16 protein-coding genes are annotated in these 24705 nt (G+C 43.4%); 9 read left to right on the top strand and 7 right to left on the bottom strand.

Annotated features, from left to right (window positions below; translation table 11 throughout):
- Window positions 1-150: 150 nt before the first annotated feature.
- The gene (locus K5Q73_RS00930; protein ID WP_220758594.1) at window positions 151-651 is read right to left on the bottom strand and encodes a hypothetical protein; all 501 of its coding nucleotides are present in this window, start codon (window positions 649-651) and stop codon (window positions 151-153) included.
- A gap of 470 nt (window positions 652-1121) precedes the next feature.
- Here K5Q73_RS00930 and K5Q73_RS00925 point away from each other — a divergent pair, with 470 nt between their 5' ends.
- Window positions 1122-2678, top strand: coding sequence for a glutamate synthase-related protein (locus tag K5Q73_RS00925; protein ID WP_220758595.1), 1557 nt, complete (start codon window positions 1122-1124; stop codon window positions 2676-2678).
- A 115-nt stretch (window positions 2679-2793) separates the two neighbouring features.
- Here K5Q73_RS00925 and K5Q73_RS00920 read toward each other — a convergent pair whose 3' ends face one another.
- Window positions 2794-3384 carry an HAD-IB family phosphatase gene (locus K5Q73_RS00920; protein WP_220758596.1) on the bottom strand — a complete coding sequence of 197 codons (591 nt, stop codon included), beginning with the start codon at window positions 3382-3384 and terminating at the stop codon, window positions 2794-2796.
- Between the two features lie 47 nt (window positions 3385-3431).
- Window positions 3432-6005 carry a [protein-PII] uridylyltransferase gene (glnD, locus tag K5Q73_RS00915; RefSeq protein WP_220758597.1) on the bottom strand — a complete coding sequence of 858 codons (2574 nt, stop codon included), beginning with the start codon at window positions 6003-6005 and terminating at the stop codon, window positions 3432-3434.
- A 420-nt stretch (window positions 6006-6425) separates the two neighbouring features.
- On the opposite strand from glnD, the gene K5Q73_RS00910 reads away from it, so the two are divergent.
- Complete coding sequence (locus K5Q73_RS00910) at window positions 6426-6854, top strand: hypothetical protein (RefSeq protein ID WP_220758598.1); 429 nt, start codon at window positions 6426-6428, stop codon at window positions 6852-6854.
- A 27-nt stretch (window positions 6855-6881) separates the two neighbouring features.
- Here the strand turns inward: K5Q73_RS00910 and K5Q73_RS00905 are convergent, their stop codons facing one another.
- Window positions 6882-7931 carry a hypothetical protein gene (locus tag K5Q73_RS00905; protein WP_259655218.1) on the bottom strand — a complete coding sequence of 350 codons (1050 nt, stop codon included), beginning with the start codon at window positions 7929-7931 and terminating at the stop codon, window positions 6882-6884.
- A 421-nt stretch (window positions 7932-8352) separates the two neighbouring features.
- Between K5Q73_RS00905 and ppk1 the strand changes: the two genes are divergently transcribed.
- Both ppk1 and K5Q73_RS00895 read left to right on the top strand, forming a co-directional pair.
- Entirely contained in the window at window positions 8353-10485 is a 2133-nt protein-coding gene (gene ppk1, locus K5Q73_RS00900; RefSeq protein ID WP_220758599.1) for a polyphosphate kinase 1, read from the top strand.
- A gap of 6 nt (window positions 10486-10491) precedes the next feature.
- On the top strand, window positions 10492-11979 hold the full coding sequence (locus tag K5Q73_RS00895; RefSeq protein ID WP_259650657.1) for a Ppx/GppA phosphatase family protein: 1488 nt from the start codon (window positions 10492-10494) through the stop codon (window positions 11977-11979).
- A 116-nt stretch (window positions 11980-12095) separates the two neighbouring features.
- On the opposite strand, the gene K5Q73_RS00890 is transcribed toward K5Q73_RS00895, so the two are convergent.
- Complete coding sequence (locus K5Q73_RS00890; RefSeq protein WP_220758600.1) at window positions 12096-13532, bottom strand: MBL fold metallo-hydrolase RNA specificity domain-containing protein; 1437 nt, start codon at window positions 13530-13532, stop codon at window positions 12096-12098.
- A gap of 260 nt (window positions 13533-13792) precedes the next feature.
- On the bottom strand, window positions 13793-14983 hold the full coding sequence (locus tag K5Q73_RS00885) for an alginate export family protein (protein ID WP_220758601.1): 1191 nt from the start codon (window positions 14981-14983) through the stop codon (window positions 13793-13795).
- A gap of 646 nt (window positions 14984-15629) precedes the next feature.
- On the opposite strand from K5Q73_RS00885, the gene K5Q73_RS00880 reads away from it, so the two are divergent.
- The 5 genes from K5Q73_RS00880 to K5Q73_RS00860 all read left to right on the top strand — a co-directional run bounded on the left by K5Q73_RS00880 (window position 15630) and on the right by K5Q73_RS00860 (window position 22338).
- Window positions 15630-16796 (top strand): efflux RND transporter periplasmic adaptor subunit, encoded by a 1167-nt coding sequence (locus tag K5Q73_RS00880; RefSeq protein WP_220758602.1) that lies wholly within the window; start codon window positions 15630-15632, stop codon window positions 16794-16796.
- Window positions 16796-19942: an efflux RND transporter permease subunit gene (locus tag K5Q73_RS00875; protein WP_220758603.1), complete on the top strand. Its 3147-nt coding sequence runs from the start codon at window positions 16796-16798 to the stop codon at window positions 19940-19942. Before K5Q73_RS00880 ends, K5Q73_RS00875 begins: the two co-directional genes overlap by 1 nt.
- Window positions 19943-20105: 163 nt before the next feature.
- Window positions 20106-21020, top strand: a complete 915-nt coding sequence (locus K5Q73_RS00870; protein ID WP_220758604.1) for a hypothetical protein — start codon at window positions 20106-20108, stop codon at window positions 21018-21020.
- A 77-nt stretch (window positions 21021-21097) separates the two neighbouring features.
- Window positions 21098-21448: a MerR family transcriptional regulator gene (locus K5Q73_RS00865; protein ID WP_220758605.1), complete on the top strand. Its 351-nt coding sequence runs from the start codon at window positions 21098-21100 to the stop codon at window positions 21446-21448.
- A gap of 647 nt (window positions 21449-22095) precedes the next feature.
- Complete coding sequence (locus K5Q73_RS00860) at window positions 22096-22338, top strand: YdcH family protein (protein WP_220758606.1); 243 nt, start codon at window positions 22096-22098, stop codon at window positions 22336-22338.
- 74 nt (window positions 22339-22412) lie between these two features.
- On the opposite strand, the gene K5Q73_RS00855 is transcribed toward K5Q73_RS00860, so the two are convergent.
- Complete coding sequence (locus K5Q73_RS00855) at window positions 22413-24284, bottom strand: curlin (protein WP_220758607.1); 1872 nt, start codon at window positions 24282-24284, stop codon at window positions 22413-22415.
- Window positions 24285-24705: the final 421 nt, after the last annotated feature.

Here is a 24705-nt window from a genome sequence, read left to right as displayed (position 1 = left end):
CTGCTGTAGAAACTATTTTAAGTATATGCCTCACAAACAACTGTATGTAATTTATCGCTGAAAGTAAAAAACGCAGCCCAATGACTGCGTTTTTTATCAACTGGCATGAGCATTATTTTAATTATGCCAATGAAATAGCTCTTAAAAGCATTACTGACATTGACACCTTGCAGATGCTCCACAAGGCTCTGCTTGAGCAACAACACACATTCCACTGCTATTTCCGCGACCGACACACCAAGCATTACAGTCAAACAAGTCTGGATGGCCTGTATCATCGCTGTGACTATGCAGTACGTCTTTAGCAGGGTTTGATTCCACTAGTAAGCCATTTTCAAGACAAGCCTCGCCAAAGGTTCTACCGTTTAGCTTGCCTTCTTTATCTGTGGCTACATGACAGCCTGCAATACCGGGGGCAACTCCATCGGTGTCTTTCCACCACGTTGTTTCATTGGCAATCCAGTCAGTAGGTTTAAAGGCAAACGTCCCCTTTGCACCTGGCATATCCTTAGCCCCTTTAGATGGAGCCCCTTTAGATGGAGCACCTTTCGCTGTAGCCTCTTTCGACGCCGCGCCCTCAGGAGCTTGCGCAGATAGCATCGTTGAGAAAACAATACTGACAAGTAATAACATGTGTTGTAGTTGACGCATTTAACCACCTATATATGTAAAACCCGTGAATGAAACCAAGTGGGCTTTTCTTCGGCTATGGCTAAACGTCTAAATTCAGAATAAAACATATAGATAGGAAGCGAGCACACAATCGGTTCGTAAAAGAGATAAAAAACTCTGCTAGAAAATTTAGTCGTGAGCCCATAAACATGCAAGATAGCTTAAGCAAATATTAATGATGTTAGCGGTATTGGCCCAGAAAGAAGCTCTGAAAGGTAGACCCGGGTACGCGATTATCTATCCACCTAGTTCCTTCTCAACAATATCTTCTCAACGACACATCAGGAGTTGTGGCAATAACCATTGCGAGCTTAGTCTGAATACAAACAATAAACAGAGCTGCAACCGTAATCTTTTGCCATCAGAGATTAAGCTGAAACCTTCAGCGTCATCATTTTGTGACTATCCTTTATTCAATCACCTATAGAAACTAAGCCTGAGGTAGCAGGATGAAGCCAATTATCGCAGATATAAAGCCTATTAAAGTCAGCCTCACTCAAGGAAAAGAGTACTATTTCTGCCGTTGTGGGCGAACTAAGAATCAACCCTTCTGCGACGGCTCCCATGCTGGAACCAATTTCAAACCTCAGCAATTTGTTGCCGATAATACTGAAGAGGCATATCTGTGCCAGTGTAAGCACACGGCGAACTCGCCCTTCTGTGATGGATCGCATAAGCAGTTCACAGCAAATGATATTGGCAAAGACAGTGCTCAGGAAAAAGAACAGAAAGAGGCTACAACAGCAAGTCAAGCTGCTCCCATCGCTCGCAATACGCCTGAAGAACCAACACTAGAATATATCCACATGCTGGCTCGAGAAGGCTTAGCAAAAGTCGGCCACCATGGCCCGATGACATCCATGGGTGTGCCGCGCAATCAACTGCCACATTGGGACGACTTACAACTCATGGTGGCGCAAATGGCCACTAAGCCCTTAATGGAAAATGTCGAGGTCACCACCGAACTCGTTATTGGGCCACAGGCAAGAAAACCACTCAAACTCGATATCCCATTATTCGTCTCCGATATGAGCTTTGGTTCATTATCTGAGGAAGCAAAAATTGCACTCGCTCGCGGCGCCGAATTAGCGGGTACAGGGATCTGCTCGGGTGAGGGTGGCATGTTGAGCGATGAGCAAGCCGAGAATTCACATTATTTCTATGAGTTAGCCAGCGCTAAGTTTGGCTATCAAGAAGCCTTACTCTGTAAAGTTCAAAGCTTTCACTTTAAGGGAGGCCAAGGCGCTAAAACGGGGACCGGCGGCCACCTACCAGCGAGTAAGAATGTCGGTAAAATATCTGAAGTGCGCGGCTTACCTGAGGGCGTTGACGCAATTTCTCCGCCAACCTTTACCGACTTAACCAGCAGCGCCGACTTTAAACGTTTTGCCGATCGCGTTAGAGAAGTATCAGGAGGCATTCCAGTCGGCTTTAAGCTTAGTGCCAATCATATCGAGCGCGATATTCAATTCGCCCTCGACGCCAGTGCCGACTACATCATACTCGATGGTAGAGGGGGTGGAACCGGAGCTGCGCCTGAAATTTTTCGCGACCATATTAGCGTACCAACGATTCCCGCAATAGCTAGAGCAAGGCGTTACCTTGACCAAAAAGGCGAAAGTGGCCGAGTCACTTTAATCGCAACCGGAGGCATACGCACTCCCATAGATTTTGTGAAAGCTATGGCCTTAGGCGCAGATGGCGTGGCAGTATCTAATAGTGCAATGCAGTCAATTGGCTGCGTGGCAGCTAGAATGTGTAATACCAACAATTGCCCGGCAGGGATTGCCACTCAAAAGTCTGATCTGCGTCAAAGGCTCGATATTGATAAATCTGCCAAGCAATTACACAATTTTTTTCAAGCCTCTGTTGAGCTAATGCAAGTGATGGCTCGCGCCTGCGGTCACGATGACCTGAGCCAGTTTAATAAAGATGATTTAGCCACCTGGCATATTGAAATGGCTCGCTTAACAGGAGTGAAGTACTCTGGGTTTATCGAGCCTTAATACCATTGCCGATATTCTCTATAAAAGAGGTGGCGACTTTGCAATAAAAAACCTGACCACAGGGCTTTCTCTTTGGTATAGATATTTGCAATAAATGCAATAGTAAACCGGAGGCTTAGCGCTCGACTCCTTGCATAAAGGCTTTGTCGGCCAGCGACAGCATGGCTAGATCTTCTTTGGTATCGCCATAGGCGTAAACTTGGCTAAAAGCGTTTAAGTCAAACTGTTGCAATACCTTGTCGGCCTTAGCGCTACAGCTGCAATCGCCAGCGCGGTAATAGCCACTATAGCGCATGCCCTTGCTTGCCATTTCACTACAGATAAGCTGGATATTCATCATCTCGCACCAAGGTTTAAGGTAAAGGTCCAGCGAGGCTGAGACCAAAACAATGGTGGCACCATCATCTTGATGTTGTTTGAGTATTTGCATTGCATCTAAGCGAATATGCTTAGGGATGATTTTGTCTGCATAAGCGCGCCCTATCGCATCAACTCGTAACTTATTGCGGCCAGCAAAAGCGAAAAAGCTCACCAACGGCCTAAGTTTCCGAGCAGGGATAAAGCCTAGCCGGTATAACAGATAAAGAGGAGACATAAACACTATGCCAAGTACTAATCGCACAGGTGTGGCCGAGTAGAGTATAAACTTGGTGAACATATCTTGATGAGTCAAAGTACCATCAAAATCAAACAAAACCAGCTTCAAGCCACTCTCCTAAACGACAACCAGATATAGCGGGTATTCTACAGCTTTTAAGCAATTTCCTCTTCGATAATATCCACCAGCTTAAGCTGTTCATCATGACCAAAAGAGGTTTTGTCGGCATTAGAAACCAGAAATACGTTTTCGGTGCATTCACCTAAGGTACTTATTTTTGCCGAGTGAATACTCAAGTTCTGCTCTGACAATAGATTACAGATCTGCTCCAGATACATAGGATCATCTAAGGTATTAACCTTAAGCAGGGCTCTGTTTTTCTTAGTGGTATGCAGCACTGTAACCACTGGAGGACTATCAAAATTCTTTAAGGCCCTTGGAGTAACTAGCTTTCTAGGCCTGTCTTTTTGGTCAACCGCTCGATAAATACGCTTAACGATTTGCTCTATTCTTGGTTCATCATCAATCGGCTCATCTTTATGATCAAGCACCTTGATGATCTCTAACACTTGACCATCTTTAGTCTGCATCATCTGCGCGTCTTTTACCTTGAGCTTAGAGCTGGCTAAAGTCTTAAACAAATCGACAAACAATTTGGGCCGGTCTTTGGTATAAACATAGATACTGGTAAAGCCATTATCACCATTCTTACCGATCAGAACCCGGGTTGTGCCAGCAACCCCTTCGAGCAGCCCCTGACTAATTTCAACGATATCTTCTACTGAATTACCACTGAAAAAATTATTCGGCAAACTGTGCCAAAACTTACTTAGGCGCTCTTCATCAATCCCGGCCTTTACAAGCTCTGCCCTTGCATCAGCCTGGTTTTCTCGAATAACGGTACGTACCTCAAAGATATTTTCAACTCCCTGCTTTAACGCGTCACGAAGCGCCATATACAAGAGAGTTAATTGACTCTCTTGCCAATCGTTCCAGTAACTTTCGTTAGTCGCCATCATATCGGCGATGGTAAATAGAAACAGGGCGTTGAGCTTATCTTGCGAGCCAATAGTTTTCGCCAAATGTTTAATCACGTCCGGCTCGCTAATATCTTGGGTTTGAATCGCGCTGATCAATAGATCTTGATTGGCCACGAGCCAATAGATGAGTGCCGTAGTGGATGCCTTTAACAAGTGCTCTTCAGCCAATTCTTTAGCCTGAATCGCGCTTAACTCACTGTTCTCAATCGCCTGTTTACCAGAAAGGTGATGACAAAGCGTTGCAAACACCAATGCAAATCGATTACCGATATTTTGATAAACCGAATACGTAAGGCTGTTCTTCTTATTGAGTGCAAAGCTGTCGATATACTGAATGGTTTTGAAGGTGTGCTCATCCACGGTAAAAGCGTTATGCATATCAAACTGCATTTGGCCTTCAATGGCATGCCACTGAGAGCAATATGCCGCTAATACACCGTATCTATGCATCAAGCCAAGGCATTTACGCAGGCCTTTAGGGTGAGACAAGATAGCTAAAAACTCTTCTCGGCAGCCCTGGTAATCTTGTAACTCGCCCAGTAGGCCACGACGGGTCTGTCTCAGTAATCTCAAGGTTTGCGGCGCGATACCATCAATATTATCGTTCTCGGCAATCAACTTAAACATACGTATAACCTGGCGCTTATCAATAAAGGCCTGGGTAAACTTCACCTCAATCAGGCCGTTACAAACGCTGAAATACTTATCGATAGATTGCAGGTTACCGCGCTCGGTTTCATTTAGGGTATCGAGCTTAAACGAGTCACAGATGATCTGATTGAGCTCTCGTACACGAGTCATTGCCCTAAATAGCTGGCGCATCATACGCTCAATCGCCAGCTGACTATTATCACCTTGGCCAAACTGCATAAATTCGGCTACAGCTGCTTGGTGCTCAAACAGCAAAACATCCTGCGCCGACTGCGTCACGCAGTGCAATGCCCATCTGACACGGCAGATAAAGTCATAAGCTTCTAATAACTCATACACTTCATCTTGCTGTAAGAAACCTATGGTTTTAAGGGCATTGGCATTGGCCAGTGAAAAGTGCTTTTGCGCTATCCACATAATCGTGTGCACATCGCGCAGGCCACCTGGATTGTTTTTAAGATTTGGCTCCAAATAAAGCGCAGTGTTCAGAGCCTTATTGTGTCTGACTTGCTGCTCTGCCATTTTGGCATCGTAAAAAGACAGACTGGTCCACAATTCATTTTGATACAGCTGCTCTTTAATGGTCAGCGCATGTTTTTTGGAGCCAACTAAACAGCGGATATCGAGCAGGTTGGTGGCAATGGTAATATCGGAGCTTGCAGACTCTATCGATTCAGAAAGGGTTCTAACGGTTTGGCCTATATCTAAGCCAAAGTCCCAAAGATGGGTGAGGAAAAGCGATAATTGTTCTTGCAGCTGCGGGGTTAACTCTTGTTCGATGATAATAGCTAAATCGATATCCGATCTAGGATGCAGCGCCCTTCGACCATATCCTCCCACCGCATTAAGCGACATCGAGGTATTATGCAGGTTGTACATCTTCCATAATGAAACCAACATTTCGTCTATATGCTTAGCACGCCTCTTTAGTAGAGTCTGCACTGGCAGAGTTAAAAACTGCTCATTAAGCTTTTCGTCGAAGGTTTTTATATGAAACTTCAACTCCGATAGAGAATTCAGTTCCAATATACTAGACATAATAAGGTTTTTTCCTATTCGCTATATAACCACTGACTTATACCTAAATACATTAAGGTATATGACAACATTCAACGTTCTAATTAGCCCGCAGAAAACATGATTTAACTGGATTAATCGCACCACAACCATAACAATTGCAAGACTTTTTTTCAACAAGACTCAGGTTTATCTGGCCTCCCGAACGCCAACTTAGGCTAGGTTTATCAATAAAATAGCATTGACAAGAGTAATAATTATGCTGGATGGGGCAGATCAATACACCAAGACCACCTATAGATAAGCACCTTGAATAATAACAAGTTAACGATATTTACCCGTTTAAACGAATAGAGTAGTCTGTGCTATTAAACTGACAACTCTACAGCCATTGCCAGCTTCTTTAAAATAGCATGGCTATGACAAACTAAAGGCGACTCAATGAAGCAAAAAATCGTATTAGTGAAAAGCTATTTTGCCAAGATTGAAACCGATAAACGCGAAGAAATGTGGGCCGCTAAACCAAAGACATCGGAATTTGAATATTCCACCTGTAAGATTGATAACCAGCGGCTCAATAGCGACCTACAGTTAGCAATAGAAAGCCTCAACAATGATGGTTATAGGGTTGTGCAGATAACGCCTGTTCTCTCTGGCGATTTTGCCTTTGAAGATCACTTCAGTGATCCGCACTTACTAGGCAATGGCGTAACAACGTCTGGCGGCTACGGCTACGGATTCTCCTACACCGACAGCTTGATTATCCTAGCCGAGCAAGTAACGGAGCCTCCAAGCAATCCTGCAGTACCGAATCTTGAAGTACCGAGTCTTGATGACGAAGACGGCGCCATCGCTTCCGAGTCAATCTAGTTAAGCTGTTTATGGTCTCGCTGCTAACTACACATTTTGAAATAACACTTCGACAGTAAAGGTTAGGATGAATTGATTGATCCGCATTGAAAATTCATCCTCTTTACTCCAATTATATTCAGGTGTGATGGAGAAAAATAACCAGTCTCTGGCGTAGTTTTGTCTGTAGGTCACGCTAATACTGGCATCTTTCACATAGTGATAAGGCTCATCGACACCGTAAATACCAGCCTGATAACTCAATGCCTGCTTATTATTGATGTACTGATAGACCCTAAAGCTGGAACCAAACTCCCAGCCGTTTCCCCGACTCTCATATTGAGCCACTGCGCTCCAGCGCGCAACGAAGGTCTCGTTAAACCCATGCTCGATATCAAACTCGGTTGATTCCCCCGTGACCTTCTTCTCTTGATACAGTTTTTGAGTCAATCGAGTCACAGTGCTATCAGAGATAGGATAGGTATAGCGCCACCTCGCTTCGACTTTAGGTTTGAAGTTGGCCTTGATATTAAAACTGACACGATCTTTCGCATACCAGTCATACCTTAGACCTATGTCGGTTTCATTATTGCCATCAGGAGAGCGAATAAAGGCAAAAGGATCATCCTCCCCAGTCGAGTCCAAAATTAGCTTTAAACGTTTTGTCACTCCGGGAAGGTTCAATCTGGCATTGAGGTTTGCCCGATACTTAAAGCCCTCTTTTTCATAGTGTGAAAAGTCGTTATACCAGCGAACTATAGTGCCAGCTCTCGCATCGTCTTCGACTCTGTCATCAACAAAAAAACTATCAAACCAGATCGCCGGTTGGCAAAACTTAGTATTGAGATAATCGAATGCCTTATCTATTCGACCTTCCATCTGAGACTCGCTATAACACGGGTCGTCTGCAATATTCTCGTCATCTGAGCTAAGTTCATCAACTTCACGGTTATCTTTAGCTTCTGAAACAGCTGGAGCTTGGCTGTCCTGAGTTTTGATTTCAGCAACAGACACTTCTGAGGCTTGTGCTACAGAAAAGGCGTAATAACACACAAAGACAAGAGGTAAGAATAAGCACTTAGCTAACAAGTGTGGCACTCAAGGTACAATAAAAGTTGCATTATAGTATCACTCATTACACTGGCTTTACATGCGTACTGTTACCCTGCAGGTGACTGTTCTAAAGCGACTTGGTGAATATACTAATCACTGAACTCCTGTTATAGCTTGTCTGTTATAGCTTGCCTGTCGAGCAGCCATCACTCTTGTTAACACTCTGTTCTTTCCTCCACTACGGCTATTCCTATTAGGGTTACCCAGATAGAAGCACAATAAAGCCCTGTGTGAGCAATTAGTTGCAGCAGCTTAAGCGACCGATAGATTTGATCACCTAAAGGACATTTCAATAAAAGTGTCATATAAGCTCAATAAACTGGCGTTATATGGAGTAAGAATCTATCTAGCAGGATTAGCTAGCGCGATTAGCTCAGGATGTAAGCTGATTAAAATAGGATAGGCCGTGTCTTCAAACAATCCAGACGTATTTATCGACAAAGAACTCTCTTGGTTATCTTTCAACGAACGCGTATTACAAGAGGCATGTGATAAAGCCGTACCGCTAATAGAAAGGGTCAAGTTTTTAGGGATCTACTCCAGTAATATGGATGAGTTTTTTAAAGTCAGAGTGGCAGCCGTCAGGCGAGAGGTGTTACTGGCTTACCCCAACGCATCAACAAAAAGCCAAGAGTTGATGAATAGGATCCACGCCAAGGTACTTAAGCTACAAGATCATTTCGACGAAACCTATCATGCATTGATGAAAGCACTCGCTCGAGAAAATATATTTTTAATCAATGAGAAGCAACTAAGTGATTTTCACAGCGCCTGGCTAAGAAAATATTTTAAAGACCAGCTCATTCGGCATATTGCACCACTTATCATTACCAAACAGAACAAGCTCATCAACAATATCGATGATGACTCCACCTACCTTTGCACTAGCTTGCAAAAGGGAGATAAAAGTCGCTATGCATTTGTGAAGATCCCCAATACAAACTTGCCTCGCTTTATTGAACTGCCCCACGAGAAGTCGAGTAAGAATAGACACTATATCTTGCTCGATAACATCATTCGTCACTGTATCGACCAGCTTTTCCAACCTTTTTTTGACTACGACAATATTGAAGTCTACTCAATGAAGATGACCCGAGATGCAGAGTTTGATATTACCGATGAGCTTGAAAAAACTCAGCTTGAACAGATGAGTAATGCCATTCGTAAGCGCTTACAAGCGCAGCCTGTTAGATTGGTATTCGATCGAAATATGCCAAGCTCAATGCTAAAAATGTTAAAGCGAAGCCTAAGCATCAGTTCAACCGAGTGCTTAGTGCCTGGTGGGCGTTATCATAGCTTTAAAGATTTTATGGACTTCCCCGAGTCGAGTCGCCGTAAGCATAGTTACGAAAAAGTGTCTGCCATTGAAAGTAGCCAGTTCAACGCCTTCAGCAACTGCTTCGATGCCATAAAGCATAGTGATATCGTACTTAACTATCCGTATCATAAGTTTTCACACTTCACCGAGTTAGTCCGCCAAGCCGCCTTCGATCCTGCCGTACATTCAATTAAGATCAACCTTTACCGCGTCGCCAAAAATAGTCACATCATGCAGTCCCTTATCGATGCGGTGCAAAATGGCAAACAAGTTACTGCTGTTATTGAACTCAGGGCTCGCTTCGATGAGCAGTCCAATATAGATTGGACCAAACGTTTAGCCGAGGCGGGCGTTAAGGTGCATCACGGGATCCCAAGCTTAAAAGTGCACTCTAAATTGTGCCTAATAAGCCGCAAAGAGGAGAGTGGAACGCAGCTATACGCCCATATTGGTTCTGGTAACTTTAATGAAGGGACCGCACGCTTTTATACCGACTTCTCCCTCTTTACTGCCAATCAAGCCATTGCCAAAGAGGTCAAACATGTTTTTGATCTACTTAAACGCCCTTATCAGCGCGATCATTTCGAACACCTTATTGTGTCGCCATTTAATTCAAGACAGCAATGGCTCAAGCTTATCGATGATGAAATTGATAACGCAAAGCAAAATAAGCCAGCTGCCATCACGTTAAAACTGAATAACTTGGTTGATAAACCTATGGTAGAAAAACTGTATCAGGCCTCTCAAGCTGGTGTTGATATTAAGCTGATTATTCGCGGCATGTGCATACTCATCCCACAACTTGCGGGCGTTAGTAACAATATTGAGGTTTATAGTATTGTTGACCGCTATTTAGAGCACTCCCGAGTGATGCTGTTTCATGCCAATGGTGAGCAGAAACTCTATTTCGGATCATCAGACTGGATGACTCGCAACCTTGACGAGCGAGTTGAGGTTTGTACGCCAATATACAGCCAAAACCTCAAAAAAATGATTATCGACACTCTCAATATTCAGCTTAGCGATAACACTAAATCACGTATTGTCGATCAAGAGCAAAATAACCTTTACAAGTCTCGCGGTAACCGAAAAAAAGTGCGTAGCCAAATGGCTATTCAACAATACTTACAAGGGTACGAAGCCGAGCAAGCGCAAAAACTGACGACTTCACCGACGCCTCTCGTTTATTGGCAAACAGACAACATACAAAAAAAGGCTTAATCTAACGTGTCACAGCAAGACAACTCACTACACTTTGTTGCCATCGATATGGGCTCGAATAGCTTTCACTTAGTGATAGCAAGAGAGCAAGATGGCACCATTCAGACGCTACATAAAGAAAAGCGCCAAGTTCAGCTTGCTGACGGTATTGCCGCTAACGGCATATTAGACAGCCAAGCCATGGAGCGAGGCCTAACGTGCTTAACTGAATTTCATCAACGTTTCTCAGGACTTGAGCAGACACGAGTTAGACTCGTCGCAACCCACGCCCTCAGAGTCGCCAAAAATGCCCGACAATTTATTAAAGCTGCCAGCAAAATAATCCCTTACCCAATTGAGATTGTCTCAGGGCATGAGGAGGCACGGTTAATCTACAGCGGGATCTGCAATAGCCAAAGCCTGCAAGCACGCAACTTAGTGATCGATATTGGCGGTGGTTCTACTGAAGTTGTAATAGGTAAGCAAACTAAAGCTACCACCCTAGCCAGCCTAAAATGCGGCTGTGTTAGCTATAATAAGCGCTTCTTTACTTCTGGAGTGCTCGACAAAGCCAGCTTTAAGGCGGCTCAAGCAGCAGCCGACAAGCAGTTTTCTTTACTGCCTAATGTCTATTTTAAGGGTGATTGGCCTTTGGTGCTAGGAAGCTCTGGTAGCGTCAAAGCGATATATGAAGCGATAAATGACCAGTTAGATCCCCCTGTTGATATCAGTTTAGAACGCCTAATCAAACTCAAACGTGATCTACTCGCCGTTGGCCATATAGATAACATAAACCTGCCAGATTTAGATCCTAAGCGCATTCCACTATTGGCGGCAGGGTTATGTATTTTAATCAGCTTTTTCAAACGGCTAGCCATAGACTCAATGCAGGTTGCTCAGGGCGCTTTACGTGAAGGGATCACTTATGAATTAGCCCATATCGGTCAGCAGAAAAGTATTAAGCAACGAACTGTCACCAGTCTTGCAAGGCTTTACCATGCCGATCCCGTACAGGCGGAAAATGTTAGTCGTTCAGTCGGCCACTTATTTGAACAAGTTCGGGCTTCTTGGCCAATAGCCTCTTACCTATGGCTACTAGACAGCGCAGCGGAATTACATGAGATTGGCATACATATTAATTCCCGTTCCCACCATAAACATGGCGGCTACATCATTGAAAATAGCGATCTACCGGGATTTAGTCAGCAACAGCAAAACCTATTAGCACTGCTGGTGCTAAACCATCGTAAACGCATAAACCAATATAGAATTGAGCAGCTAGAACCTGAAGAGAAGTTACTCGTGACTAGGCTACTTGTTATTTTCCGTCTAGCCATAGTGTTAAACCTAGGGCGAATTAACACTGAAACCGTACAAGTACAAATTGAAGCCTATGACAGTCATGTCTATTTAAGGCTCCCCTCGACACTTGATGAAGAATCTCGGCTACTGAGACGAGATTTAGCCACCGAGCAATCTAAGATAGCAAAACTTGGTATTAAGCTTATATTTTAATGGCGTATATTTATAATCCTAAATCAAAAAAGAGTAGCCATCGCTACTCTTGTTCGATTTAAAGTGATCAGCTTTATCAACTCGTGTTTACCCGTTAATCCACTAACCGAACAAACTTATAACCAAACAAACTGAGGCAGCTGAGTAAGATCCAAGCAGTTTCCTTGCTCTGCAATCACACTTTCTCTCGGCGCTAAGCTGCTATCCGTATTAAGTTGTGCCAATAACACCTTTTGCGCTTCCACTTCTCCGTGCACTAATACAAGGGGAGGAGAATCACTAAAGTGCTGATACCACAGCAATAGCTCAGATTGATCCGCATGAGCCGAAAGCCCACCAACAGTATGCAACCTTGCTGCGACGTTAATGCTTTGCCCGCTAATAGTCAGGCTCTCAGCGCCATCGACCAACAATCGCCCTGGAGTCCCTATTGCTTGATAACCACAGATAATCACGTCTGATAACGGATTGGATAAATTATGTTCCAAATGGCAACGAATACGCCCACCGTTACACATACCACTGCCAGCAATAATAATCAGTCCTTGATGGATATCATTTAGCTCCATTGACTCCTCAGTGGTATCAATAAAGTCTACGTTAGAAAGCAGCGGATGTTTACCGGGAGACATACGAGTAAAACGCTTAAAGTCCTCATCCATTAGGCCATAGTTTTCGACATAGATCTGGGTCGCTTTGATTGCCATAGGGCTATCTAAACAGATCCGCCAACGGGAGAGATCCCACTCCTTAGCGTAAAGATGAAACAGATAGAGTAGCTCCTGCGCTCGGCCAACCGAAAAAGCAGGCAACAAAATATTGCCTCGACTCTGCTCTATGGTGCGGGCAAATATCGATTTCAATTCCTCAAGAGTATCACCCCAACTGCGATGTAATCTGTCACCATAGGTACTCTCCATCAACACCAGATCTGCGCTATTGATGAATGTGGGATCATCCAAGATCGGCATCCCCTCACGGCCAAGATCGCCACTAAATACCAGCTTCTTAGTTTCATCGCCCTCCCCTAACCAAAGCTCAACGACCGCAGAGCCTAAGATATGCCCAGCATCTGACAGACACACTCTAAGATGAGGGGCTACCTGCATGTTCTCACCATAATCGAGCGCCACAAACTGCTGCATCACTCGGTCAACATCAGCTTCATCAAATAGTGGTTCCAACAAAGGTTCGTCTCTCTTTGCACGCTTCTTGTTTAGCCTTTCGGTATCCCTAGCCTGCAACATAGCGGCGTCTCTGAGCATTACTCCACAAAGCTCTACCGTAGCCTTGTGGCTATAGATGGGACCTGTAAATCCTGATTTAACTAACAAAGGCAGTCGACCGGAGTGATCGATATGAGCATGGCTTAAGACTACGGCATGGATCTGTGATGGCGTGAAGGCAAAAGGCTCGTGATTACGCAACACGTCGGCCTTACTCCCTTGGATTAAACCGCAATCGAGTAGCACTTGTCTTCCATCAATCGTGAGTAAGTGACAAGAGCCAGTCACTTCTTGAGTCGCACCTAAAAAAGACAGAGTCATCTGCATAGCATTGTTCCTCAAAGGCACCATTATTCCCTTTAGGCGAGTTCAACACAGGGGAGTCATTTGTGGTGCTATGCTTAAAAGATAAACCCTCAATCGCTTTTCGACTAGCAATTAGGCTAAAAATATCTCGGTAATTCCTCTCAAGTTTCTGCCATAAAAAAAGCAGGAATAACGTAAGTATCCTGCTTAAAGGGGGAGCTTTGAGGGGAGCCCAAGTGTGGGCTCAATACGACTCAGTTAGGCTTTATGCCCAGGCATATTTAGTATTTTGCTTCAAGTGTTAGCCACAGTTTATCTGTATCGCTTGAGAAGCTATAGCCCGCATCCGCACCACTAAAGCTGGCATACTTAACGCCAACACTGTAGTACTTGGCAAACGGGTAAGTTGCTGCCACGCCCCACTCTTTACCCATGTCGATATCGCCATAGTCAGAATCAAACTTGTGGTACTTAGCCAACAGTTTTAAGCCTGCAAGCTTAGCGGTAACAATGAAATGAGTATCTACTAGACCATTTTCCCAGTTGCCTTTACCACCGAATAGGAACTTATCCGTCCAACCGTTAAAGGCATGCAGGGTTGCAAGAGGCGTGATAAAGCCAGCCTTACCATCATCAGAACCCAGCACTTCATAACCGACCTTAGCGCCGATGAAGTCAAAATTAACGCCCGCACCTAACTTGTAGTATGAAGCACTGTAGCTAACAGGGTTATCGCTTCCCTCTGATTGCTGTGCATATTCCGCTTCATAGCTTAACTTCAGCGCATCAAGCTTAATATCACCGGTAGCACGAATACCATAAGTATCAGTTGAGAAAGACGGCACATCGATGTTATCAATTAAGTAAGCGTAACCAGAGATCTTAGCGAAATCTAATGCCTTGTAGTTAAGGTTAACTAGGTTCGTTTCGTTTTTGTGTTCTTCTTTACCAGAGCCTTCAGGGAAAATACGGTTCACATTCGCCACATAAGCATAGTAAGCCGTTAAGCCTTCTATTGCCGTATTCTTCAGCGAAACCGCATCATAAGTCTGCTCATTTTGACGGAAGCCGACACCACCAACAAAACGTTGGTTATCAAGTAAAATACGTTGGCGACCAAGCAAGGCTAAGGTTTCTGCAGGGCCTTTATAGCCAATATAGCCTTGGTTAATCTGGGTATACTTGTAATCTGCAATTAATGGCTCATTATCTGTGGAGCGAACATCATCAACCTCGGCAACGGCGTATAGGTTATAGATATCACCAGTTTGGTAATTTAAGCGGGTACGTAATGTGGTTTGATTTTGCTGATCAAGGTTAGCAACATCCACATCTTCATAACGAAGGCGGAACTGCACTTTTACAGCCGAGTCATCGATAAAAGCTTTCTTTAATGGGTCAACGGTTTCTGCAGTTACAGCAGTTGACGTTAAGCTTGCGAGTACAGCTAAGGTAAGGGCATTAACTTTCATTTATTGTAATCCTTTTGTTTCATCATTCTCACATGTAGTTATATAAATGAAACAATTGAATTAAATTGATCCAGAACAAGATTACACTTTGCTTACAAATCCATATCAATATCTGTGATAAAGATCATCATCAAATACTAAATTAGAGGTACACCCAAATAGGTATCGATCTGATTTTACTAATTTTACGAGTACTAACTAAAGCCAAAATGTTTAAGCGTTTTACTAAAAAGGAGGCACGGTTTTAGGTCTTGCCAGCATAAAGCAAACGCACTTCCACCCTATGTCTGGCTAAATCCAAAATAGAGTTAAAGCAATGCTTCACACCGACTCCAATATCATAGTGAAAGTCGTAATCGCGGCCATAATTACGCCAGTATACGCATCATCTTCATCAGCAAAAAACCGAGTAAAACTGAGCTTTAGGGTTTAACTTACGACTAAGTAAATGGATTCATAACCGTTGAACAAAGAGCATTTCTTACACATTAACTTCACATCTTCACTAGTAAGCTGCATCTCATGCTTAGCTAATTCACACTTTGCGCCTGACTATTTCGATGGCAGGCCTGTCATTGCTAGTCCTTTTTAGCTAAAGCACATTCAGCTTTTTAATACGCCCTTATTTAAACTAGGTAACCTCACTATGACTCGGCATTACAGTTCGCTCTTAGAGCAAGGAATCGAACCTTCAACATTTAAACCCTGGTTGCCGCTGTCTATTATTGTGATTGCGATTGTGAGCTGTTTTGCCATTGCTGCCACAGCGCCGGTTCCTGCAGAAAAGCCTCAAGGTGAAACCGCGGTTAACGTCAATGTTATGACAATTACCCCTAGTGTTTTTACACCGAGTTATAGCGCCTATGGCAGTGTTATTGCCGACAATAAATTAACCTTAAGTGCGCAAGTCGACGGTCAACTTACTTATCTCAGCAGTAATCTTGTAGAGGGCGGAATTATTGGTTTAGATGAATTGGTTTATCGACAAGATGATGCCGATCTCAACGCCATTTTATCTCAGCGACAAGCCCAATGGGAAATGGCCAGAGCGCAACTAGCACTGGAGCAAGGTGAACAGCGGATCGCCGAAAAAGATTACCAAATGATGCAGCAAGACTTTAAAGATAATGATTGGAAAATCGATCTGGACTTACTGCTGCGTCAACCACAGTTAAGCCAAGCGAAAGCTGAGCTCAATATCGCCCATAATGCGCTAAAAATATCAGAAAGAGATCTTAGCCGCAGCCAATGGCTGAGCGACAAACGCTATGTTGTTGAATCTAAAAACGCGACCCAAGGCGACTATCTGTCTAAAGGCGATAAAGTGGCAACATTAGTCGATATAAGCCAGTTGAGAGTGCCTATTTATTTACCTCGGGCGCAGGCTTCACAGTTACAATTAGGACAAACTATTAGTTTAACTCAGCCGGATACAGGGCAAAGCTTTAATGCAAAAATCAGCCATATCGTGCCGATTTTAGACCCCTCTTCTCAACTGCAAAAAATCTTCGCCCAATATCAGGCGATACCGCAGCAAAACAGCGCATTGATTATTGGTGACTTCGTCAAAGCCAACATCACTTTTGCACCTATCAACGATACCGTACGTATTCCGCTTGCAGCCATAGATAACGATCAAGTTTGGCTCGTCGGCCCTAACAAAACCTTGCAAGCCAAAGCTATTAATGTGCTGCATCAAGATGAAAGCCATGCGGTCATCAACAATGTATTTACGGAAAATGAGTATTTGATTACCAGTAAACTCCACCGTCCACTAGCTGGTTTAACTGCCAACATTGTGGAGAACTTCTAATGTCAAAGATACAACCCCAAACAACCACACAAACTCAAGCACTACCAATATTTCAACGATTGTTATCTTGGATGATAGATAACCCTGTTGCCGTTAATTTGCTGACTCTTTCGATCATTGTTTTGGGTGTTTACCGCTTTAACGACATAAATCAGGAAACCTCCCCCTCGTTTAAGGTTGATGAAATTGAAATTAGTGCGAGCTTTCCCGGTGCGACAGTCAAAGAAATAGAGCAAAGCATCATATTACCTATCGAGTATCGACTTAAAGAAAATACCCGCATTGATAGACTGCATGCTAGTGCTACTCAAGGAGAAGGCTTAATCACAATAAGCTTAAATGATGGCGTCGACGTCAACAGCATGCTTGCCGATGTTAAAAATGACTTAGACAGTATTAACAGCTTTCCAGACAGCATGGAGCCCATGCAAATTAGCCTTGTTGAAGAGTTAGAACCATTAATTGAGCTGGGCATTTATGGCGATCTCACAGAAACTGAATTAAAGAATGAAGCCCTTACGTTAAAACGCGAATTACTAGCAAACTTCGATATTGCGCAAATCAAGCTTGAGGGCGTTAGAGACAGCGAAATTGTCATAGAAATAAGCCAAGATAAACTAAAGCAACACCAACTCAGCTTGGCGCAAGTCATAGATAAAGTTGCAAATTCAGTTAGCGACACCTCGGCCGGCAGCATAAGTACTCATGCTGGTGATATTGTTGTTCGTACTTTGGGGCGTAAAGAACAATTAGCCGAATTTCGTGCAATTAGCATCTACAGTAATCAACAAGGTGCAGAGCTTACATTAGGGCAAATAGCTAACGTCAGTTGGGGATTTTCGCAGTCGGAGCAACCTTTTCTGGTTAACGGCAAACCGGCTGTAATGTTGGTGATTTACCAAAGCAAGCATGTCAAACCTATCGCCCTTAGCGCTGAGCTCCAAAGCTATCTCAAGCAATATCAAGCACAGCTACCAATAGCGAGCCAAATAACAATATTAGAAGATCAAGCACAGGCATATCAAACACGCAGCAAACTGTTACTCGATAATGGCGTAATCGGTTTAATCTTAGTCATTATTGCACTATCGCTGTTTCTTGATACTCGATTGGCATTTTGGGTATGCATGGGGATCCCCATCGCAATATTAGGTTCACTGGCAATTATGCCAACACTGAATATTGCGCTGAATATGGTGACCTTATTTGCCTTTATTATCACCCTTGGGATCTTAGTCGATGACGCGGTAATTGTGGCCGAGAACATCTACCAAAAAGTGCATGATGGACTGGAAATAGACCAAGCTTTAAAGCAGGGGGGGCATGAGATGGCGCTGCCAGTATGCTTTTCTGTAGCCACCAATATTATTGCTTTTATGCCGCTACTGTTTGTTACTGGCGAGCTAGGCAATATGTACAAGCCCATGACATTACTTATTTTTGCTATCTTTTTTGTCTCACTAATCGAAGCCTTGTTTATTCTTCCGTATCATTTAAAACAACTAAATAAACCCAAAAGGTTAACTCAGCTAGCCCAAATACAGCAGCGCAGTTTTAATGCTTTTGAAAAGCTGCGTGACGGCCATTTTAAGCGTTTACTTAATCAGACACTGAAAAACCCTTTGAGCGTTATCGCGGTTTTTATTGCTGCGAGCCTTATCGTCTTTACATGGGTAGGCTCAGGGCGAGTGGATAGCAGTTTTGTGCCTAAAGTAGAGTCTGAGCGAATCGATGTTGAGGTTGAGTTTATTGCTGGTAGCTCGCTTACCGATAAAAAGCGAATAATGCAGGATATTGAAGCTGCAGGTATACGTGCCTTTATTCGCCTAAAGGAGCCAGGCAATTATAAACATATCATGTTGTCGATTGAAGGCAGCGCGGGCTCAAGTACCTTCCAAATTCCAGCTGAAGAACAGCGCCAATATAGCGCGAGGCAATTAGTCGATAATTGGCGACAGGAGATAGGTGAAGTCGCTGGCGTAAAATCACTTTTCTTTGATTTTGAAGTCGGCCCTGGCGGCGGAAAAGAAATATCAATTGAACTTGCTAGTATCGACAGTGAAGCTCTGCAGGCTGCAACTTATACCCTCATGGACAAGCTGCAATCTTTACAAGGGATCACTGACATCGATAGCGGATTAATCGATGCCCAACGCGAGTACACCCTCACCGTTAATCAACGAGGCTTATTAATGGGCTTTAGCAGCGATAATTTGGGTTCGATAGTACGCAACAGCTTGTACGGCAAAGAAGTCAGCCGCCAAATACAAGCTGGCGAAGAGTTAAAAGTACGAGTCATGCGCGATAAGCGTGAACAATATAAAGCCAATACGTTAGCTGACTTATTGATAGTGTCACCATCAGGGCAACAGGTCCTACTAGGGCAAGTCGCAACAATTAAGCCTGAGTATTCACAGGCACAAATTGAGCGTGTAGACGGGGTTGAGCAAGTCGAAGTCAGCGCCAGCGTTATTCGAAGCCAAGCCAATGTGTCATTACTCGTAAAGCAAATTGATGAACAGGTTTTGCCCAGTATTGCTCAGCAGTACCCAAATGTAGCCTTAGAGCTAGGTGGTAGTGCCAGAGCAGAGCGAAAAGTAAGTGCCAATCTAACAAGTGGCATTGTATTAGCGCTATTTCTTGTGTTCGCTTTTTTAGCGATTTATTTTAAAAATGGCTTAGATGCGTTACTCGTTCTTAGTGTCATTCCGCTGTGTTTAGCCGCTGCGATGCTCGGCCATATAGTGCTGGGGCATAGCTTTAGCGTGATGAGCCTATTTGGCATGATTGCGCTATCGGGACTCGTGGTTAATGGCTCATTTGTGTTGTTACTGGAAATCAAAAAACGTCAGCTACTTGGTTTAGCTATTATTGATGCGATTTTGCAAGCCAGCCTTGCGCGCTTTAGGCCGGTAACAATCACAGCGGTTACAACCACAGTAGGGTTAGCCCCGATGCTATTTGAAACCTCAGTGCAAGCGCAATACCTTATTCCTATGGTGATAAGTTTAAGTTTTGGCACTCTATTCTCTCTTGCCACCATCTTAATTTACTGCCCTGCGATATTTTATTTAGCCGAGCGATGGCGAGCATCTAAATCAGTTAATCAAGGCGTTTATACTCTTGCTCCGAGCTCTATGGGTTAACAACTATCACTCAGCAAATCTAGACTGTAAATCACTTTGAAAAGTAGAAGTGGTGCAGCCTTCTTATAAGCAAAAGTGCTATTGATTAAGCATGATATTTTACGTCAGCGTATCTTTAGAATAGGATCCAATTCCAATACAGATATTAATGGATTAATAATCAGTGCTTTCCCGACTATCAAATACCCATTGCTTATCACTTGCAGGGCTAATTAGCCTTGCCCTTGTGGCGCTCAAGGCCGCGATAATATTACTTTTTCCGGAGCAGCTTTATTTTTTTGGTGCCAGCATTCCTGCGGATTATGCCAACAATGCTTACCTGCAAGATCAAAATCAGAGGTTTTGCTTCTTCTTACTCTCTATCTATGCGTTTTTTGCTAGCTACTGTGTTGTCGCAGAAACGAAAAACATATCCCTGCCTTTTATGATTTCAGTTTTGCTGCTGTTTGTACTGCTATCTATATTATCAGCCGTGCTAACGCTAAGCACACCACTAGCAGAACCTGTCAGTGCCAGTTATCGCTATTGGCCAATATGGGTTATCAATAGCCTTACTGAACTCATGATTGCTGTTTTAGCCGTTGCAGGGCTAAAACATTCATGGCGACGCTTGGCTGCAAAAATCAATTACCAACAAAATATTGTCATGCTCAGTGCAATAGTCATCGCCTTTAGCATTACCCAGTTTTACGTACCTGACAGGTATATGGACTGGAGCTTAACCTTAATAAAGCAATATAAAGAGCTGCTAACTCAATTACCCTATGAACTTGATGACCTTATTAGCATGTTTTGGTTCAGCCTACCTAAATATGTCATCTTATTTTCTATATCAATTGCTCTCTTAGCTAAACTTGGGCATGGTCGTCACTTTGTTTACGCCCTGCTTTTAAGCTTTATCTTGCTGCAATTTGTCCTCAAAGAACTGCCGATAATATCAACGTTAGCCATCGGCTCAACAACGCAAGTAAGCCAAATACTTTTGCTTACCAACAGCTTTGCAATTGGGCTGCTTGTGATTATGGTTGGCTATATCTCAAATACTCAAAGCAAAAGACTTGGTACAAGCAATGCTTAACCGTAATCATTATTCTGTTGACCTGTCTATAGGTATAGGCTTGAAACTCCACGCTGTCGTCAAGGCTAGGATGAAATATGTATACCGTTACCCAACTTGCAAAACGCGCCAATATCTCGCGAACCACTCTGCTCTATTATGAGAAAGAGGGGCTGCTGACTCCAGCTTTACGAGCAGATAATGGTTATCGATATTATGGTGAGGCTGAAGATAAAAAGTTAGCTGCGATAGTGTCGTATCGTGCATATGGGTTATCAGTAGCCAATATTGCAACCTTACTTAACGGAGAGAACGCACTTGAGCAACCTCAGCTATTAAAAGAACACTTTAATCAACTCGAGCAAGAGGTTGCCAAACTAATACCAATCAGTATAAACATTTGGTCGCTCAGCGAGAGTTTAGCGGCTCTGAGGCAAGGCAACGAGTGAAGAGCATAGTTATTCTACGTTTAAGCTCGTTAACACAGCATCAGTGCCGCAAAAACTCGCCATTCTGGAGCGTTTTTGGCTTCCTACTCCTGCGTTGAATAGCTTTATAAGGAAATAACCATTATTGCAGCTATTCGCCTTGAATTAGTTTGCCAAAAACCGCTCTGAGCCGGTCAAATTCTTATACTGATTGGTATAAGACAACAGCGGGCAATCGTCATCTTATTGAAAGCCCCTGATTTATTGGAGAACGAAATGGTAAATAAACAACCTTGGGTAGAGATTATGCTTGAAGCTGGATTTTAAGAAGAGGCAATGGTGTGCTGGCATCAAACATTTGAAAAGCTTGAGCCAAAAGAGCACCAAAAATTCTTAGCGTCTCTCAGTATTGATGCTGAAGAAATCAAACGCATTCGTGCTTTGTAATCATTCTGATATAGCGAATGCCTGGCTTACTGCAGCAGGCATTTTTAATCATAAAACAAACTTAAGTCACTCCTCTAAATCACTCCAGCTATTTCCTTCTTGATGAAACAATAATTGCCACAGAAATAATGAAACCTACATTCTCGACCTTGTATTTATTCCAACGATTAGCTTTACTTATCAAAGCAACAATACTGTTCATTAACTATTTAGGGGTTGATATGTTAGGCGAGAATCACTCAATAATGCATGAGTTTCCTGAGTACCAAGATATTATTGTTAAGCTTTGTCAAAGCGATGATGCCTTTGCAAAAGATACCAAACACTATAATGCGCTGGATAAAGAGATCCGAGAGCTTGAATTAAGAGGCGCGCCCATTGATGACGATGCCATGCATCAATTAAAACATGATAGAGCTGAGTTAAAAGACGCATTGTTTCATCGCCTCAGTACACATACCTAATCACTGCATAGTAGTCAGTCAATTACTGACAATAAAAAAGGGAGCCGAAGCTCCCTTTCATTATATCAACATCATTACTGAGGCATGCTGCCTTGAATAATTGTCGCGCTATTATTGCTTCCTACTGAACTCACTACCGCCGCATTGCTTGCATCGTATTGCATAACTGAAACATGGTTGCCTACGCCACCATAAACATACACATCAGCACCATGAGAGTCACCTGTTTGTGCAACCGTGATATCATTTTCAGCTCCCCACCAAGACTCAACAGATGCTTGGTTAAATTCACCTGTTTGTGAAATATCAACAACCGATTGGTCATGTGCAGCATCTGCATAAACGCGGTTACCCGTACCGTCTTGCGAAACCATCAGTAAGTTATCAGCTCCCCAAGTGCCTGCACCCACAGTATCACCGTAGTTACTTGGCGTATTACCACCACCCATGATCACATTATCGCTGCCTTGCTGGTCGATGATGATTTGGCTACCTGCACCGAAGCGTGTACCTGCAGCAGCATAGTTACGCTCACCGTTTTGGTTAATACTAATGTTGTTGCCATAGCTTTCGCTATCTTGGTCAACAACAGCAGTGTTGCTTTCACCCGCTTGAGTAATGATGGCTGCATCGCCGTTACCCAACTGACTTACAGACGCACCATTCGCGCTACCAGTTTGAGTCAGAGTAAGCTGGTTATTAGCACCACCTTGTGTCACGTTCGCAACGTTTGACTCATCAAATTGACTAATGGTTGCCATTTGCGCTGTACCCGTCTGATTAACGGTAGCGCTGTTGCCTATATCTTGCTGGTTTAGCGAAACAAAGCTTAAATCACTTGCTTGAGTGATATTTGCTGTTTGTCCTGCACCAGACTGATTAACTGATGCTTGGTTTTCATTACCAATTTGATCAATCATCGCTGTTTGAGATGTACCCGCATCAGCAGTTTGAGTCACACTGATGCTGTTGAGGTTACCAGTTTGACCACTGGTTAATGAATTACCTAAATGCTCTGAGCCAGTTTGGCTAGCAAAAAGACTGTTACCATCACCTGTTTGTGTCGCAGACACTGAGTCATTAGCTTGCTGGTTAATATAGCCTTGGTTGTTATTTCCAACTTGATCAAGGTTAGCTACCGCTTCTTCGCCAACTTGAGACACACTGGCAATGTTAGCATCACCAATTTGATTCACATTAGCAGTAGTTTGCATAGCAGTTTGGCTAATATAACCATAGTTGCCAGCACCCGTTTGGTTAAGGGTTGCTGTTGTGGTATCTGAACTATGATCAAAATCATCAGCATTAGTGAATTGGTCAATAGCACCTATGTTCGCGCTACCTGTTTGGTTTAGCTCTGCAGTAGCAAAGTCTGCATCGCCTTGCTGAATCGTTGCATTGTTGCCGCCACCAATATCTTGGCTGATGGTCGCACTTGCGTGATCTGTTGCCATGTTATTGATAAATGCTGTATCACCAGAACCGTTTTGCGTAATGCTAGATAGTGAACCATCAGCACTGTCTTGGAAAATGCTAGCATCGTTAGCATCACCATTTTGGGTGATGATTGCAGTCGCTTGCTCTTCTGTACCGCGTTGCTGCCTGATGCTTGCGTAGTTGTTATCGCCTGTAGTGTCAACTGTAGCCGTTGAAGTATTAATCTCATCGTGCTGCTGGATATTGGCTTGGTTACCATTACCTACCTGGTCAATATCAGCAGTCGTGAAAGAGGTTTCAGTTTGTGAAATAGACGCTTGGTTTGTGTTGCCTACTTGATCAACAGTTGCAGTGTTATTCGAGCTTTCGATAGATTGAGATACGTATGCTTGGTTAGTATCACCAGCTTGATTTACTGTCGCAGTATTATCAGTACTTCCGGTTGCGTAAGCGCTAGTCGATGCAAATATTGCTGATGAGACCAGCAGTGCAATTTTAGTGTGTTTCATATCCCTATACCCTTTCCCTTGGTTCGCATGATGAGGTAGCAGGCTAAACCCGCTTGCCATGACTTGGAGCTAATGTACTTAGTTGGCAATCAACTCCAATGACACTTTTTTGAACAGCACTCGTGCAATTAGCACTTAAAGCATGCCGCCAAATAATTGGCACTGATTATGCGTAGTGAAAAGAAACTCTGAATCCCCCCAAAGTATTAACCCAACCTATCCTAAAGTCGTATAATTTCGCCCTGCATAGACTTAACTACTAAATTAAAAACCAGCTCCACTTCCCCTTTCAAAGTTGTAAAAACTAAGGTTTAGCAAAAAAACTCTCAAAATTGCAACGCACAAAACAAACACCAAACAGAAACCGAATGCACACAAAAGCAACCAAAAACAAACAAATATTTCATCGCAGTGACTTTGC

It is taken from the genome of Shewanella sp. MBTL60-112-B2 (assembly GCF_019655055.1).
In the GTDB taxonomy this organism is placed as follows: domain Bacteria; phylum Pseudomonadota; class Gammaproteobacteria; order Enterobacterales; family Shewanellaceae; genus Shewanella.
Note: the sequence above shows the minus strand (reverse complement) of the source record. Positions and strands in the feature narration are given on the sequence as shown.

Excerpts from the sequence above, each read along its gene's own strand:
- K5Q73_RS00885 (WP_220758601.1), bottom strand. The coding sequence starts at position 14,983 with ATGAAAGTTAATGCCCTTACCTTAGCTGTACTCGCAAGCTTAACGTCA.
- K5Q73_RS00875 (WP_220758603.1), top strand. The coding sequence starts at position 16,796 with ATGTCAAAGATACAACCCCAAACAACCACACAAACTCAAGCACTACCA.
- K5Q73_RS00890 (WP_220758600.1), bottom strand. The coding sequence starts at position 13,532 with ATGCAGATGACTCTGTCTTTTTTAGGTGCGACTCAAGAAGTGACTGGC.
- K5Q73_RS00930 (WP_220758594.1), bottom strand. The coding sequence starts at position 651 with ATGCGTCAACTACAACACATGTTATTACTTGTCAGTATTGTTTTCTCA.
- K5Q73_RS00855 (WP_220758607.1), bottom strand. The coding sequence starts at position 24,284 with ATGAAACACACTAAAATTGCACTGCTGGTCTCATCAGCAATATTTGCA.
- glnD (WP_220758597.1), bottom strand. The coding sequence starts at position 6,005 with ATGTCTAGTATATTGGAACTGAATTCTCTATCGGAGTTGAAGTTTCAT.
- K5Q73_RS00910 (WP_220758598.1), top strand. The coding sequence starts at position 6,426 with ATGAAGCAAAAAATCGTATTAGTGAAAAGCTATTTTGCCAAGATTGAA.
- K5Q73_RS00880 (WP_220758602.1), top strand. The coding sequence starts at position 15,630 with ATGACTCGGCATTACAGTTCGCTCTTAGAGCAAGGAATCGAACCTTCA.
- K5Q73_RS00865 (WP_220758605.1), top strand. The coding sequence starts at position 21,098 with ATGTATACCGTTACCCAACTTGCAAAACGCGCCAATATCTCGCGAACC.
- K5Q73_RS00860 (WP_220758606.1), top strand. The coding sequence starts at position 22,096 with ATGTTAGGCGAGAATCACTCAATAATGCATGAGTTTCCTGAGTACCAA.
- K5Q73_RS00925 (WP_220758595.1), top strand. The coding sequence starts at position 1,122 with ATGAAGCCAATTATCGCAGATATAAAGCCTATTAAAGTCAGCCTCACT.